General features: G+C 53.0%; 14 protein-coding genes. 9 read left to right on the forward strand and 5 right to left on the reverse strand.

Annotated elements, in window-relative coordinates; all coding sequences use genetic code 11:
* Positions 1-58 precede the first annotated feature (58 nt).
* Genes FCS97_RS09175 through FCS97_RS09195 form a run of 5 tightly spaced genes read left to right on the forward strand, consistent with a single transcriptional unit; the run spans position 59 to position 4,102 of the window.
* Positions 59-1,294 carry a polyhydroxyalkanoate depolymerase gene (locus FCS97_RS09175; RefSeq protein ID WP_138518133.1) on the forward strand — a complete coding sequence of 412 codons (1,236 nt, stop codon included), beginning with the start codon at positions 59-61 and terminating at the stop codon, positions 1,292-1,294.
* Positions 1,287-1,928, forward strand: coding sequence for an RnfABCDGE type electron transport complex subunit B (locus FCS97_RS09180; RefSeq protein ID WP_138518134.1), 642 nt, complete (start codon positions 1,287-1,289; stop codon positions 1,926-1,928). The genes FCS97_RS09175 and FCS97_RS09180 overlap by 8 nt, the downstream gene beginning before the upstream one ends.
* Positions 1,925-2,557 carry an endonuclease III gene (nth, locus tag FCS97_RS09185; RefSeq protein ID WP_138518135.1) on the forward strand — a complete coding sequence of 211 codons (633 nt, stop codon included), beginning with the start codon at positions 1,925-1,927 and terminating at the stop codon, positions 2,555-2,557. Before FCS97_RS09180 ends, nth begins: the two co-directional genes overlap by 4 nt.
* The gene (locus FCS97_RS09190; protein ID WP_138518136.1) at positions 2,554-3,648 is read left to right on the forward strand and encodes a hypothetical protein; all 1,095 of its coding nucleotides are present in this window, start codon (positions 2,554-2,556) and stop codon (positions 3,646-3,648) included. Before nth ends, FCS97_RS09190 begins: the two co-directional genes overlap by 4 nt.
* Positions 3,649-3,667: 19 nt before the next feature.
* Positions 3,668-4,102, forward strand: a complete 435-nt coding sequence (locus FCS97_RS09195) for a DUF1841 family protein (protein ID WP_138518137.1) — start codon at positions 3,668-3,670, stop codon at positions 4,100-4,102.
* A 94-nt stretch (positions 4,103-4,196) separates the two neighbouring features.
* On the opposite strand, the gene FCS97_RS09200 is transcribed toward FCS97_RS09195, so the two are convergent.
* Together FCS97_RS09200 and FCS97_RS09205 are read right to left on the reverse strand one after the other, a co-directional pair.
* Positions 4,197-4,529 carry a c-type cytochrome gene (locus FCS97_RS09200; protein WP_138518138.1) on the reverse strand — a complete coding sequence of 111 codons (333 nt, stop codon included), beginning with the start codon at positions 4,527-4,529 and terminating at the stop codon, positions 4,197-4,199.
* A 22-nt stretch (positions 4,530-4,551) separates the two neighbouring features.
* Positions 4,552-4,893 (reverse strand): c-type cytochrome, encoded by a 342-nt coding sequence (locus FCS97_RS09205; RefSeq protein ID WP_138518139.1) that lies wholly within the window; start codon positions 4,891-4,893, stop codon positions 4,552-4,554.
* Between the two features lie 210 nt (positions 4,894-5,103).
* Between FCS97_RS09205 and FCS97_RS09210 the strand changes: the two genes are divergently transcribed.
* From FCS97_RS09210 to FCS97_RS09225, 4 genes are all read left to right on the forward strand, one after another.
* A complete protein-coding gene (locus FCS97_RS09210) occupies positions 5,104-5,946 on the forward strand; it encodes an AAA family ATPase (protein ID WP_138518140.1) in 843 nt (280 codons plus the stop codon).
* A 14-nt stretch (positions 5,947-5,960) separates the two neighbouring features.
* On the forward strand, positions 5,961-7,136 hold the full coding sequence (locus FCS97_RS09215) for a vWA domain-containing protein (RefSeq protein WP_138518141.1): 1,176 nt from the start codon (positions 5,961-5,963) through the stop codon (positions 7,134-7,136).
* A 69-nt stretch (positions 7,137-7,205) separates the two neighbouring features.
* On the forward strand, positions 7,206-7,796 hold the full coding sequence (locus tag FCS97_RS09220) for an outer membrane lipoprotein (protein WP_138518142.1): 591 nt from the start codon (positions 7,206-7,208) through the stop codon (positions 7,794-7,796).
* A gap of 141 nt (positions 7,797-7,937) precedes the next feature.
* Entirely contained in the window at positions 7,938-8,399 is a 462-nt protein-coding gene (locus FCS97_RS09225; protein ID WP_138518143.1) for a hypothetical protein, read from the forward strand.
* Positions 8,400-8,411: 12 nt separating this feature from the next.
* Here the strand turns inward: FCS97_RS09225 and htpG are convergent, their stop codons facing one another.
* The 3 genes from htpG to rlmB form a co-directional block, all read right to left on the reverse strand.
* Positions 8,412-10,310, reverse strand: coding sequence for a molecular chaperone HtpG (gene htpG / locus FCS97_RS09230; protein ID WP_138518144.1), 1,899 nt, complete (start codon positions 10,308-10,310; stop codon positions 8,412-8,414).
* Between the two features lie 96 nt (positions 10,311-10,406).
* Entirely contained in the window at positions 10,407-12,728 is a 2,322-nt protein-coding gene (parC, locus tag FCS97_RS09235) for a DNA topoisomerase IV subunit A (RefSeq protein WP_138518145.1), read from the reverse strand.
* A gap of 18 nt (positions 12,729-12,746) precedes the next feature.
* A complete protein-coding gene (gene rlmB / locus FCS97_RS09240; RefSeq protein ID WP_008248701.1) occupies positions 12,747-13,481 on the reverse strand; it encodes a 23S rRNA (guanosine(2251)-2'-O)-methyltransferase RlmB in 735 nt (244 codons plus the stop codon).
* Positions 13,482-13,495: the final 14 nt, after the last annotated feature.

Raw genomic sequence — 13,495 nt, forward strand, 5'->3', positions numbered from 1 at the left:
AACCTGACACATAATTGTCAAAACATGACAATCGCCTAATCAAGCCGGAGGCACCCCCATGCTGTATCAAATGCACGAATTTCAACGAGCACTGCTTAACCCGATGACCATTTGGGCAGAGGCTGGCTCCAAGCTTTACAGCAACCCGTTCAGTCCCTTGGCCCACTTGCCCATGGCGCGCCGTATTTCAGCGGGTTTCGAGCTGATGTACCGCTTGGGCAAGGAGTATGAAAAACCTGAATTCGGCATCACCACCGTGAAGTGTGGTGACCGTGAAGTATCGATTGCTCAGGAAATTGTTGAAACCAAGCCATTTTGCAAACTGATTCATTTCCGCAAAATGATCCCTGCGGAATCCAAGCCGCTAAAAGCCCAGCCCAAGGTTTTGGTGTTTGCGCCCTTGTCGGGACACCATGCAACCTTGCTGCGCGATACAGTCAAAACCCTGCTTCAAGACCATGATGTATTCATCACCGATTGGGTCGATGCGCGCATGGTACCCCTGTCCGAAGGCGAGTTCCACCTCGACGACTACGTGCATTACTGCATCGAGTTCATTCAGCTGCTGGGACCCGATGTACATTTGATTTCAGTTTGCCAGCCCACCGTACCCGTAATGGCGGCAGTGTCGCTGATGGCCTCGAACAAAGACCCGAAACAGGCCAAAAGCATGACCATGATGGGCGGCCCCATCGACACCCGTGAAAGCCCCACCGAGGTGAACAACCTGGCCACCAAAAAGCCCTATTCATGGTTTGAAAACAATGTCATTTACAGTGTGCCACACACCTACCCAGGCTACCTGCGCCGTGTATACCCCGGCTTTTTGCAGCACCTTGGCTTCGTCAGTATGAATCCGGACAAGCACGCTCAAAGCCACTACGACTTCTACATGCACTTGGTTGAGGGTGATGGCGAAAGCGCCGAAAGCCACCGCCAGTTTTACGATGAATACAATGCTGTGCTGGACATGCCCGCAGAGTATTATCTGGACACGATTAAAACCGTGTTTCAAGACCATGCCCTGCCCATGGGCACCTGGGAAGTTCGCGGCCAGCGTGTCAAGCCCGAAGATGTAAAAACCGTCGCGCTGCTCACCATTGAAGGTGAGCTTGATGATATTTCCGGCCCAGGCCAAACCAAAGCCGCCCTCAAGCTTTGCAAAAACCTGCCAGCTGACAAGAAAGAGCATTACGAAGCCATGGAATGCGGACACTATGGTATCTTCAGCGGTCGCCGTTGGCGCGAGAAGGTATACCCGAAAATCCGTGAATTCATTGCCAAGAATGCATGAGCAACTTGTACAACAAATAGATGATCTACTTCCTCAAACCCAATGCACACAGTGTGGGTTTGAGGGTTGTTTGCCATACGCCAAGGCCTTGGCCCGACAAGAGGCCGACCTGAACCGTTGCCCCCCAGGCGGCGAGACCACAATTGCGGCATTGTCTGCACTTCTCAATCTTCCGAGAAAACCTGTAGACCCCGACTGCGGCACCACCATTGAACGGCACATTGCCAGCATCAACCCCCAGCATTGCATTGGCTGCACACTGTGCATCAAAGCCTGCCCGGTGGATGCAATTGTGGGCAGCAGCAAACGCAGGCATGCTGTGCTGGCCGAGCTTTGCACTGGCTGTGAACTTTGTATTCCTCCCTGCCCGGTTGACTGCATCGACATGGTGTTCATGCCTGAATTCAGCGACTGGGATCAAACCCAGGCGCATGCGGCCCGCGCGCGAATGCAGCTTCGGGAAACACGCTTGATGCGGCAAAAACAAGAGCAGGCCGAAAGACTCGAGGCCAAGGCCATCCACAAACTGGACGAGCTTGATGACACCCCGAGCCCCGATGCCGCAGCCAAAAAAGCAGTAGTGCAGGCTGCACTGGCCAGGGCAAGGGCACGGCGACAGGCACAAACACCATGAACAAAGAAAAACGGACCGAAATTTTCAAACGCTTTCAGCAAGCCAACCCGGAACCAAAAACCGAACTGGAGTATTCAACGCCGTTTGAACTGTTGGCTGCAGTCTTGCTCAGCGCGCAGGCCACCGACAAAGGCGTGAACATCGCCACGCGCAAATTGTTCGCAGTGGCCAATACGCCGGCGGCCATTGCCGCGCTGGGTGTTGCCGGGGTTGAGGACTACATCAAGACAATTGGCCTGTTTCGATCCAAAGCCAAGCACCTTGTTCAAACCGCCGAAATTCTGCGCGACCAATACAAGGGCGAGGTTCCCGCCGACCGCGAAGCACTGGAAAGCCTGCCCGGCGTGGGTCGAAAAACTGCCAACGTGGTACTGAATACTGCATTTGGGCAACCCACCATGGCTGTCGATACGCATATTTTCCGGATCAGCAACCGCACCGGCATTGCCCCGGGGAAAGATGTGCTCGAGGTTGAGAAACGCCTTCTGAAACTGGTGCCGCAAGAGTTTATGTTAAACGCGCATCATTGGCTGATTTTGCATGGTCGCTATGTGTGCAAAGCACGCAAACCGGAATGCACTCGTTGTAGTATCGTGGACTTGTGCGAATTCAAAAAGAAAACAACATGAGCCACGCAATTTGCGTTCAAGTGTTTGCAGAGCCCAGGTTTGAAGACGCGAGCACGCTGATTGAAAGTGCCGTGGAGAAGGCCGGGCTTCGGCGCCACTCCGACTACATCAGCCGGGTCATTCTGTTGTGCACGCCGCATTTCGCCCCTTTGTTACAAGACCTTGCGCAACTGTGCGTCAGCAAAACCAATTGCATGAATGTATGGGGTGGCTGTGTCTCTGGCCTGTTGGGCCAAGGCCAGGTTTTCAGCAACGAGCCCACCGTGTTGATCGCCGTGTTTGGTGAAGAGTATGAAACCCCACAAGACAAGCCGCCCGCAGGGCATTCCGCCTTGAACCTTTGCATGGTTGAGCACGAGCAGGTACTGGCAGATCACTGGACACTGGCCGATTGCGAGCCCAACTCAAGCGTGGTGCAAGCCGATACGCTAGGTTTATTGTCTTATGGCGCAAATTACGCAAAAATGCCGCGAGTTGAGCACGGTCGACTCAGTGGCGAGGCCATTTGCTCAACCCAACTCTTGGTACAAAACCCATTGGTTCTGAATTCTGAGGGGCTCACGTTTCTGGGACCCTATCAAACAGTGACAGAAAGCAATGGTCTGTTTCTGATCCGAGTAGGCAATGAGAAAGCCGCTGCTGCCCTTCAATGCCCCAGTGAACAGCCCCGCCCAGTGGGCATGCGTTTGCAGGTGGTGCACGACAAGGGCGAAAGCTGGATACCCGTAATGGAAATTCATGCCGATGGCACCTTGGGACTGGCCGCACCTGTGCTGAAAGGGCAAAAGGTGCGCCTGGCCCACCGAACACCCAAGGCAATTGATCGTGAAATTCACGAATGGATGCCCGCTGTCGGCGCTCATTTCAATGGCAAAGCGCCCCAAGTGGGTGTTCTTTTCGCGGGCTTCGAACGCAGCCAAATGTGCCATGCCGATGACAACGACATCGCCACTGTACTGGCCAATTTCCCGAATACCGAATGGATCGGCGTTTTTGGTCAAGCTGCATGGCTTAACCAAGGTGGCACAGTAGTAACGCCCCCTAGAAACAATCGACTCAGCCTGTGCCTGTTTGACACGCCACAGGTGTAACACACGAGGTAAGTTCTTTATGTTCAACCCCACGCGAGACCAAGCACGACTGTTTTTCCTGAACAGCTGGAAGAAATATCACAAAGAAGAGCCATTGAGCGAAGCGGAAAGCCTTGCCCTGCAATGGATGACCAAACACCCCGAGTATTTTGAAATTTTTGATGCCGAACCAGAATCGATTCTTGCGGCCGACTTCTCGGTGGAAGCGGGCCAAAGCAATCCTTTTCTGCACTTGTCCATGCACTTGGCAGTGGCTGAACAGGTCAGTATCGATCAGCCACCCGGCATTCGGGCTGCTTTCTCAAAACTGTGCGAAAAAATGGGCGATGACCACAAAGCGGCCCATCAGGTGTTTGAATGTTTGGCCGAGCAAATTTATCAGCAACAGAAAAACGGTGTTGCTTTCAGCAGCGAGAACTACATTCAATGCATTCTGGAACACAGCGGGGTTTGATTCACCCCTGCTTTCACCATAAAAAACCCGCTTCAGCAACAAGGCTTCAAGCGGGTTTTTTATTAAGCTCAGTCCACCAAGACTGACAATCAATTTACTTCTTCAAGTACAAATCGCCTTCAAGCGATGCAAAAAATGCGGACAAGTCCTTGATGTCTTGCTGGCTTAGACCCGCGGACATTCCCGCCATGATCGCATTGTTGCGGCCGCCCTTCTGGTACTGCTTCAAGGTATTGGCGATATAGTCTGCATGCTGACCAGCCAGCTTGGGGTATGAGGGGTCCATGGTCTTGTTCCAGTTGCCTTCAACAGCGTGGCAAGCCGCACACTGGGCTTCGGCCTTGGCCTTGCCTGCTGCAATGTCAGCAGCCTGGACTGAGAATGATGCGGCAAACAAGGCTGCAGCGATAGCGAATGTAGTTTTCATATTGAGATGTCCTTTTTGCTATTTACTTGGCTTGCGCGTAGTACGCGGCCAGGTCAGCGATGTCTTGTTCGGTTAGCGTTTCAGCAATACCGCGCATAGTGGGGTGCTTGCGATCGCCCTTTTTGTAGGCGTTCAGCGCTGCCTCAATGTACTTGGCATTCTGGCCGGCAATATAGGGTACGTTGTACACCTCGGGGAAGCTGGCTTTGTAACCGGGAATACCATGGCAACCGATGCACATGGACTTCTTCGATGCCGCTGCCTCGGCGTTGCCTTCAACAGCCATTGCGGGGGTGGCAAAAGCCACCGCAGCCAACAGGCCGATAGCGCTCATTGCGCGAACAGTCAAACCGATACGTTTCATCTCGCTCTCTCGTCAACAAATGTAATTGGAGGTCAGCCGCGCCATTTTGTGTAAGAGGTGGCGCTGGGCAAAAACCTTGCTATTTTACGGTCGATCTGCCGCTTAGTCTATGTACAGCTTGCCGAAAGCGCCAAATTGGATGAAAAATTCAGCAAATAAGCCCTGAAAAGCCCTTACACTGGCGATATTGAATTACAAGGAATTACAAAAATGCGTTTTGAAGGTAGCAAAACCTACGTCGCAACCGACGATCTCAAATTGGCTGTGAACGCAGCCATTACACTGCAGCGTCCCTTGCTCATCAAGGGTGAACCCGGTACTGGTAAAACATTGCTGGCCGAAGAAGTGGCGGCCTCACTCGGGCTTGAACTGATGCAGTGGCACATCAAATCAACCACCAAAGCCCAACAGGGCCTTTACGAGTATGATGCGGTGAGCCGACTGCGAGACTCGCAACTGGGTGAAGAACGTGTCAAGGACATTGCAAATTACATCGTAAAGGGCGTGCTTTGGCAGGCATTCGAGAGCGACAAGCCCGTTGTGCTGCTGATCGACGAAATCGACAAAGCCGACATTGAATTCCCGAACGACTTGCTGCGTGAAATCGATCGCATGGAATTCTTTTGCTACGAAACCAAGCAATTGATCAAGGCCAAGCACCGCCCCATCGTCATCATCACTTCGAACAACGAGAAAGAGTTGCCCGATGCATTCCTGCGTCGCTGCTTCTTCCATTACATTCAGTTTCCTGACAAGGCCACCATGGAAAGCATCGTGGCTGTTCACTTCAAGAACCTGAAAAAAGAACTGCTTGATGCGGCCATGGCCAGCTTTTTTGGCATTCGCGCCCTGCCCGGCTTGAAGAAAAAACCCACCACATCCGAGCTGATCGACTGGCTGCGCTTGCTGCTGGCTGAAGACATTCCCGCCAGCGCACTGCAAGCCAAAGACGGCAAAGAAGCCATACCGCCCATGCACGGCACCCTGCTTAAAAATGAGCAAGATGTAGAACTGTTCAACCGCTTGGTGTTCATGGCCCGCCAGGGTCGCTGATAAAGGCTTTTGCTGTGTTACTGGATTTTTTCTTTCAACTTCGCGATGCCAAAATTCCCGTCACAGTGCGGGAATACCTCACCCTGCTTGAAGGGATGAAGGCACAGTTCATGACGCCAAGCCTGGACAACTTCTACCATTTGTCCCGCCTCACGCTAGTAAAAGATGAACGCTTTTTCGATCGGTTTGATCAAGTGTTTGGCAGCTATTTCAAAGGGCTGGAAAAGAACATGGATTTGTTCGCCCAGTTGCCGAAAGACTGGCTGGAAAAGCGATTCAACCGCGAATTCACACCTGAAGAAATGGCAGCCATTGAAGCCATGGGTGGGCTGGACAAGCTGATGGAACGCTTGAAAGAACTGCTGAAAGAGCAAAAAGAACGGCACGAAGGTGGCAGCAAGTGGATTGGCTCGGGCGGCACCTCGCCTTTCGGTAACAACGGCTTCAATCCTGAAGGCGTTCGGATTGGACAAGACGAGAGCCGCAACCGCCGTGCCGTGAAAGTGTGGGATCAGCGCCTGTACCAGGATTACGACGACGAACTGGAAATCGGTACCCGCAACATCAAAATAGCACTTCGGCGGTTGCGCCGGTTCGCGCGCGAAGGTGCACAAGAAGAACTGGATTTGGACAACACCATTGAGTCCACGGCGCGCAATGCAGGCTGGCTGGATTTGAAAATGCGCCCTGAACGGCACAATTCGGTGAAGGTATTGATGCTGCTGGATGTGGGCGGTTCCATGGACGACCACATTCGCCGCACCGAAGAATTATTCAGCGCCGCCAAAAGCGAGTTCAAACACCTTGAGTTTTACTACTTCCACAACTGCGTCTACGACTTTCTGTGGAAAAAGAACCACCGCCGCCACAGTGAACGCTTTCAGACCCACGACATACTGCGCACCTACAACAGCGACTATCGACTGATATTCGTGGGCGACGCCACCATGAGCCCCTATGAAATTCTCCAGCCGGGTGGCTCGGTCGAGTACAACAACAAGGAAGCTGGCGCAGTGTGGTTGCGTCGTTTTCTTGATCGCTTTCCGAAAGCCGTGTGGCTCAATCCGGAACCCGAAGGGCTTTGGCAATATCGCCAAAGCGTTGAAATCATTCAAAATATTATGGAACACCGCATGCACCCCCTCACGGTGGCCGGGCTTGAAACTGCGATGCGATACCTTAGTAAGTAATCCTTGTATTCCTTTTTCTGACCCTCCCCGTTATTAGCAACACAAACACATTTCGTGTGGAGAAAGAAAATGGAAACCAAACGTACCCATCCCCTGATTATTACTGCCGCTGTCGCCGTAATTTTGGCCGCGGGCATTGCAATTGCCTCCATGACGGGCCTGCTGCCCAGCAGTAACGCCAACATGAGTGATCAAGAAATCGCCCAGATGGAAGAAGAAGCGCGTCTGGAAGAAGAGGCAAAAGCCAAAGAAGCCGCGGCCGCCAAGAAAGCCGCTTCGAAGCCTGTGGCCTCCAAGCCAGCACCCGTTCAAACTGCCGCTACATGCAGCACCTGCGGTCGGGTTGTTGAAATTCGTCAACGTACCATTCAAGGTGAAGGCTCCGGTATCGGTGCTGTGGCTGGTGGCGTCGTAGGCGGCTTGCTGGGCAACCAGATTGGCGGCGGTAGCGGCAAGAAAGTAGCCACAGCAGCCGGTGTGGTTGGTGGTGCAGTATTGGGTAACAAAATCGAAAAAGACCGCAATTCATCGACACAGTACGACGTGGTTGTTCAGTACGACGCTGGCGGCTCAGACGTATTCAGCTTCAGCAGCCCACCCAGCTGGCAGTCTGGCGACCGCGTAAAAGTTGTGAACGGTCAGATCACCTCTAGCCTGTAAACCCGCTCATCTGTTTACAGGATTTGTTTGGTCACCCAGCAATGGGTGGCCTTTTTCATTTGTAGTTGCTGGCATTGGAACCAGTTCAGTGGCACAGGCACTCAATTCAAATGCCCTCTTTTTGAATTCAAGGCTTGAAACATGACTGCACTGAACAACCAGGATTTACTGAACGCATTGGCCAACTGGGTCGGGCAACAAAAATGCCCCTATCGCGAGGACAACAAAGTGAAGCAAACTTCAGTCAAACTGGTTTCCAATTCGCCAAATGCATGGCTGGAAATCAAAGAAACGGACAAGGGGCTGATGGAAGTCACATGCATTCACCGACTCATGGAACAAGACGAACACAGCAACCTTGAAGAAATTCGCAAAGAATGCACACAATTCAATGCCTTGATGGAACGCGTGCGTTTGCCGGTTTACATGTGGGAAGACAGCGATAAGTCCGAGTTTCAGTTGCGCTGGCAGGAAACCCTGCTAACGCATGCAGACTTGAAATATGTACAAAGATTTTTTGAGCAATCGCTTTATTTGGCCAACGCCCTGCAAAGCCGATTGGGCTGGGCTTTGAATGATCAAGCCCAGCCACTCAGCCATTAATAATTGCCAGCCTCAGGCTTTGACGGTCAGCAGCAACATGTTCAAGCGTCGAACAAAACCAGCCGGGTCTTCCAGCTGCCCGCCTTCTGCCAGCACCGCCTGATCAAACAACACATTGACCCATTCATCGAAGTGATTTTTTTCAATTTTCAAGCGCTGAACAAAAGGATGTTCAGGGTTTAGCTCAAGAATGGGTTTTGTATCGGGTGCATTCTGCCCAGCCTGCTTCAGCATGCGCTTCAAATGCTCGCTCATGCCCGTTTCGTCGGCCACTATACATGCAGGGCTGTCGGTCAAACGCAATGTAACACGAGCCTCTTTGATGCGGTCTTTCAGCAGGTCTTCAACCTTCTTCAGCACATCCTTGAACTCGTCCTCAACCTTCTTCTTGGTTTCCTTGTCTTTTTCATCTTCAAGGGCACCCAGGTCAAGACCGCCTTTCGCGCAGCTTTGCAACTCCTTACCCTCAAATTCTTGCAGATAGGAAAGCATCCATTCGTCCACGCGGTCGCTCAGCAGCAGCACTTCCACACCCTTCTTCTTGAACACTTCCAGGTGCGGGCTGTACTTGGCAGCGGCATAGGTGTCGGCAGTCACGTAGTAAATCTTGTCCTGCCCTTCTTTCATGCGGCCCACGTAATCAGCCAATGAGACAGTTTGCGCTTCGCCTTCACTTTGAGTGCTTGCAAACCGCAGCAACTTGGCGATGCGTTCCTTGTTGGCTGGGTCATCGCCCATGCCTTCTTTCAGCACCTGGCCAAACTCTGTCCAGAAATTCGCGTACTTCTCTGCCTCGTTCGCAGCCATGTCTTCCAGCAGGCCGAGCACTTTTTTGACAGAACCTTCACGAATGGCTTTCACATCGCGGCTTTCCTGCAAAATTTCACGCGACACGTTCAATGGCAGGTCAGAAGAATCAATCACGCCTTTCACAAAACGCATGTAAGGGGGCATTAACTGCTCGGCATCGTCCATGATGAACACGCGCTTTACATACAGTTTGATGCCTTTTTGCTGGTTGCGATCCCACAGGTCGTAGGGCGCTTTGGCTGGAATGTACAACAGCGAAGTGTATTCAGACCGGCCACCCTCAACACGATTGTGGGTGTAGGCCAGCGGGTCAGCAAAGTCGAAGCTGATGGTTTTGTAAAACTCGTTGTATTGCTCGGCAGTGATGTCACTTTTTGAACGGGCCCACAAGGCATTGGCCTTGTTCACGTTTTCCCATTCGCCTGTGGCCTTCATGCCTCCGGCTTCTTCGTCCCATTCCTCTTTCAGCATTTGAATGGGCAAGGAAATGTGGTCGGAATATTTGGTCAGGATGCTCTTCAATTTCCAGCCAGAAAGCAGCTCGTCCTCATCGGCTTTCAGGTGCAGAATAATCTGGGTTCCACGGTCTGCTTTCTCAATGGCTTCCACGCTGAATTCGCCATCGCCTTTGGATTCCCATTCCACGCCCTCGGCTGCTGGCAAACCCGCCTTGCGTGAACGCACAGTTACCTTGTCGGCCACAATAAAAGCTGAATAAAAACCCACGCCAAACTGGCCAATCAAGGCCGCGTCTTTTTGCTGATCGCCGCTCAACTTGCCGAAAAATTCCTTGGTGCCACTTTTTGCGATGGTACCTAGGTGCTCGATTGCGTCTTCCCGGCTTAAGCCAATGCCATTGTCTTCAATCGTGATGGTGCGGGCTTCTTTGTCAAAGCTCACGCGGATTTTAAGTTCGCTGTCGTTTTCAAACAGCCCCGCGTTATTGATGGCTTCGAAGCGCAGTTTGTCGCAAGCGTCCGAGGCATTGGATACCAGCTCGCGCAGAAAAATTTCCTTGTTGGAATACAGCGAATGAATCATCAAATGCAGAAGTTGCTTCACCTCTGTTTGAAAACCCATTGTTTCCTTCATTGCACCCATGTTATTTGCTCCCTTCATCTTCTTGGTTTGGATGCGGGGGATATGGGGGTAAAGTTTAAAATTTCAAGACGAAAAAAAAGCCCCGAAGGGCTTTTTTTAACTGGCCTTGCGCAAGGTATCCGCCTTGAACTTGATGTCGAGCTCCCTGCCTTTTCGACCACGCTTGCCCAGGCGCTCGGCCAGCAAGCCAGGTTTCAAAACCTCCTCGCGGTCTTTGCCGCCACGGCCTGTGCCAGCAACCACCAGGCTGTCAGCAGGGCCAAAAGCAACAGCCGCCACCAAGGAATCTTTGTCATCCAGAGGCAACAACTGCACACCACGCCCTCCGCCGGAAAGCTGTTTCAACTCCTCAAGCATGAATACGTGGAATCGCCCGCTTTCAGCCAATACGGCCACGCGGTCGTCTGTGGGCTGCAACAACACAGGTTGCAACAACTTCTCGCCTGGGTTCAGGCTGATAAACTGCTTGCCGGCCTTCATGCGGCTTTCCATATTGCCAGCAGTGGCCACAAAGCCGTAGGCCGCACTGCAAGCCAGGAACACTGGCTGGGTAGCAGGTGCCGCAAGCGCATGGCTCAGCGTACCCCCATTCAACTCCACCAGGCTTTGGGCAGGAATGCCATCGCCCCTGCCGCCCGGCCAGGCTGAAACCGGCACGCTGAACACCTTGCCCAGCGCATTGCCGGCACCGAACAAATAAGTGATGTCGGTGGTTTTGCATTCGAACGAAGCATACAGCGCATCGCCCACCTTGAAGGTGAATTGGGCGGCGTCGTGGCCGTGGCCCTGGCGGTTTCGAATCCAGAATTTCTGGGAAACAATCACCGTGGTAGGCTCTTCCACCACTTTCACTTCCACGCTGGCTTTCTCGGCTTCTTCAATCAGGGTGCGGCGGTCGTCGCCATAGGTGTCGGTGTCTTTGCGAATTTCACCAATAATTCGGGTTTTCAGTTTGCCTTCGTCGGCCAACAAGGCTTCCAAATCGGCTTTCTCTTCGCCCAGTTTGGCCAACTCCTGCTCAATCTTGATTTTTTCAAGGCGAGCCAACTGACGCAGTCGAATTTCAAGAATGTCTTCGGCCTGGCGATCACTCAGCTTGAACGCCTCGATCAACGCGGGCTTGGGCTCATCGCTTTCACGAATCACCTTGATCACTTCATCAATGTTCAACCAAGCGATCAGGCGGCCTTCCAGCACGTGAATTCGGTCATTCACCTGCGCCAAGCGGTGCTGGCTGCGGCGGGTTACGCACACTTTGCGGAATTCAATCCAGTCCAGCAACATGGCAATCAAACCACGCTGGCCCGGGCGGCCGGCATTGTCGATGCTCACCAGGTTGATCGAGGTGTTGGTTTCAAGGCTGGTGTGGCTTAACAGCAGGTTGGAAAACTCCTCAACCGACACATTGCGGCTTTTGGGCTCGAACACCAAACGCACCGCGTTTTCCTTGCCCGACTCATCCCGCACGGCATCCAGCATGGCCAAAACCTGTGCCTTCAGGTTTTGCTGCTCAGTACTCAGCCCCTTCTTGCCAGCCTTTACCTTGGGGTTGGTCAACTCTTCAATTTCTTCCAGCACTTTGGCAGTGCTGGTGTTGGGTGGCAGTTCTTTCACCACCAACTGCCACTGGCCACGGGCCATTTCTTCAATGTCCCAACGGGCACGTACCTTGATTGAACCCCGGCCACCCGCGTAAATCTCTTTCATCGCGCTGGCGGGCGAAATAATTTGCGCACCACCCGGGAAATCGGGCGCCGGCAAATGACCCATGATGGTGTCCAAATCAGCATTCGGATGCTTGATCAGGTGGATGGTTGCCGCCGCCACTTCCCGAATGTTGTGCGGCGGAATGTCAGTGGCCATGCCCACTGCAATGCCAGAAGCGCCATTCAACAGCACGAAAGGCAAGCGCGCTGGCAACAGCTTGGGTTCCTGAAAACTGCCATCGTAGTTCGGAATGAAATCGACGGTGCCCATGTCCACTTCATCGAGTAGCAGCTTGGCGATTGGCGTTAAGCGGGCCTCGGTGTATCGCATCGCGGCTGCGCCGTCGCCGTCGCGGCTACCAAAGTTGCCCTGACCGTCAATTAATGGGTAACGCAAGGTGAAGTTTTGCGCCATGCGCACCAGCGCATCATAGGCGGCCTGGTCACCATGCGGGTGGTACTTACCCAGCACATCACCGACCACACGGGCCGATTTCACAGGCTTGGCGTTGTTGCCCAAGCCCATTTCATTCATGGCGTACAGAATGCGGCGCTGCACAGGCTTTTGTCCGTCTGCGCACTCGGGCAGCGCCCTGCCCTTCACCACAGAAATGGCGTAATCCAGGTAAGCGCGCTCGGCATACAGGCCAAGGGTAATCGTTTCAGAATCGTCGCCAGAAGGAGGCGTTGCATCCAGGGTAAGTTGTTCCATGCGGTGCTTCGAGGTTTCTTATTTTGAGAATTGACGTTGACGAAGGGTTTCAAACAGGCAAACCGAACTGGCCACCGACACGTTCAGGCTTTCAACACTGCCTATCATCGGGATTTGCACCAACTGGTCGCATTTTTCACGGGTCAGGCGGCGCATGCCATCGCCTTCAGCACCCAGTACCCATGCAATAGGGCCATTCAAATCGGCATCGTACAGGGTATCTGTGGCCTCACCAGCCGTGCCGATACACCACACGCCGGCGTCCTGAATTTCTTCCAACGTTCGGGCCAAGTTCGTGACTGTAATTACAGGGATTGTTTCAGCCGCACCGCAGGCCACTTTGGACACCACCGGCGTAATGCCCACCGATTTGTCTTTGGGCAATACCACAGCATGCACACCAGCTGCATCGGCACTGCGCAGGCAAGCACCCAGGTTGTGGGGGTCGGTCACGCCATCCAGCACCAACAACAAAGTATTTTTGCCGTGGGTGTCAATGATTTCGAACAGGTCGTTGCTTTTCACCAATTCTTTGGCAAATGCAACCACGCCTTGGTGCTGTTTGTGACCTGCAGCTTTTTCCAGACGATCGGAATCGGCGGCACTTACTTTCACGCCAGCAGCTTTCACCTTGTCGATGAATTGCTGCATGCGCTTGTCTTTGCGGTGTTGGTCTACCAACACCTCTTCCACGCTGGCCGGGGCTGTTTTAACCCGGGCTGACACGGCATGAAAACCATACAAAATGGCCAATTGAGTCGCTCCGC

Source organism: Limnobacter alexandrii (assembly GCF_005871185.1).
Classification (GTDB): Bacteria; Pseudomonadota; Gammaproteobacteria; order Burkholderiales; family Burkholderiaceae_B; genus Limnobacter; species Limnobacter alexandrii.

Excerpts from the sequence above, each read along its gene's own strand:
- FCS97_RS09175 (WP_138518133.1), top strand. The coding sequence starts at position 59 with ATGCTGTATCAAATGCACGAATTTCAACGAGCACTGCTTAACCCGATG.
- FCS97_RS09180 (WP_138518134.1), top strand. The coding sequence starts at position 1,287 with ATGCATGAGCAACTTGTACAACAAATAGATGATCTACTTCCTCAAACC.
- nth (WP_138518135.1), top strand. The coding sequence starts at position 1,925 with ATGAACAAAGAAAAACGGACCGAAATTTTCAAACGCTTTCAGCAAGCC.
- FCS97_RS09190 (WP_138518136.1), top strand. The coding sequence starts at position 2,554 with ATGAGCCACGCAATTTGCGTTCAAGTGTTTGCAGAGCCCAGGTTTGAA.
- FCS97_RS09195 (WP_138518137.1), top strand. The coding sequence starts at position 3,668 with ATGTTCAACCCCACGCGAGACCAAGCACGACTGTTTTTCCTGAACAGC.
- FCS97_RS09200 (WP_138518138.1), bottom strand. The coding sequence starts at position 4,529 with ATGAAAACTACATTCGCTATCGCTGCAGCCTTGTTTGCCGCATCATTC.
- FCS97_RS09205 (WP_138518139.1), bottom strand. The coding sequence starts at position 4,893 with ATGAAACGTATCGGTTTGACTGTTCGCGCAATGAGCGCTATCGGCCTG.
- FCS97_RS09210 (WP_138518140.1), top strand. The coding sequence starts at position 5,104 with ATGCGTTTTGAAGGTAGCAAAACCTACGTCGCAACCGACGATCTCAAA.
- FCS97_RS09220 (WP_138518142.1), top strand. The coding sequence starts at position 7,206 with ATGGAAACCAAACGTACCCATCCCCTGATTATTACTGCCGCTGTCGCC.
- FCS97_RS09225 (WP_138518143.1), top strand. The coding sequence starts at position 7,938 with ATGACTGCACTGAACAACCAGGATTTACTGAACGCATTGGCCAACTGG.
- htpG (WP_138518144.1), bottom strand. The coding sequence starts at position 10,310 with ATGGGTGCAATGAAGGAAACAATGGGTTTTCAAACAGAGGTGAAGCAA.
- parC (WP_138518145.1), bottom strand. The coding sequence starts at position 12,728 with ATGGAACAACTTACCCTGGATGCAACGCCTCCTTCTGGCGACGATTCT.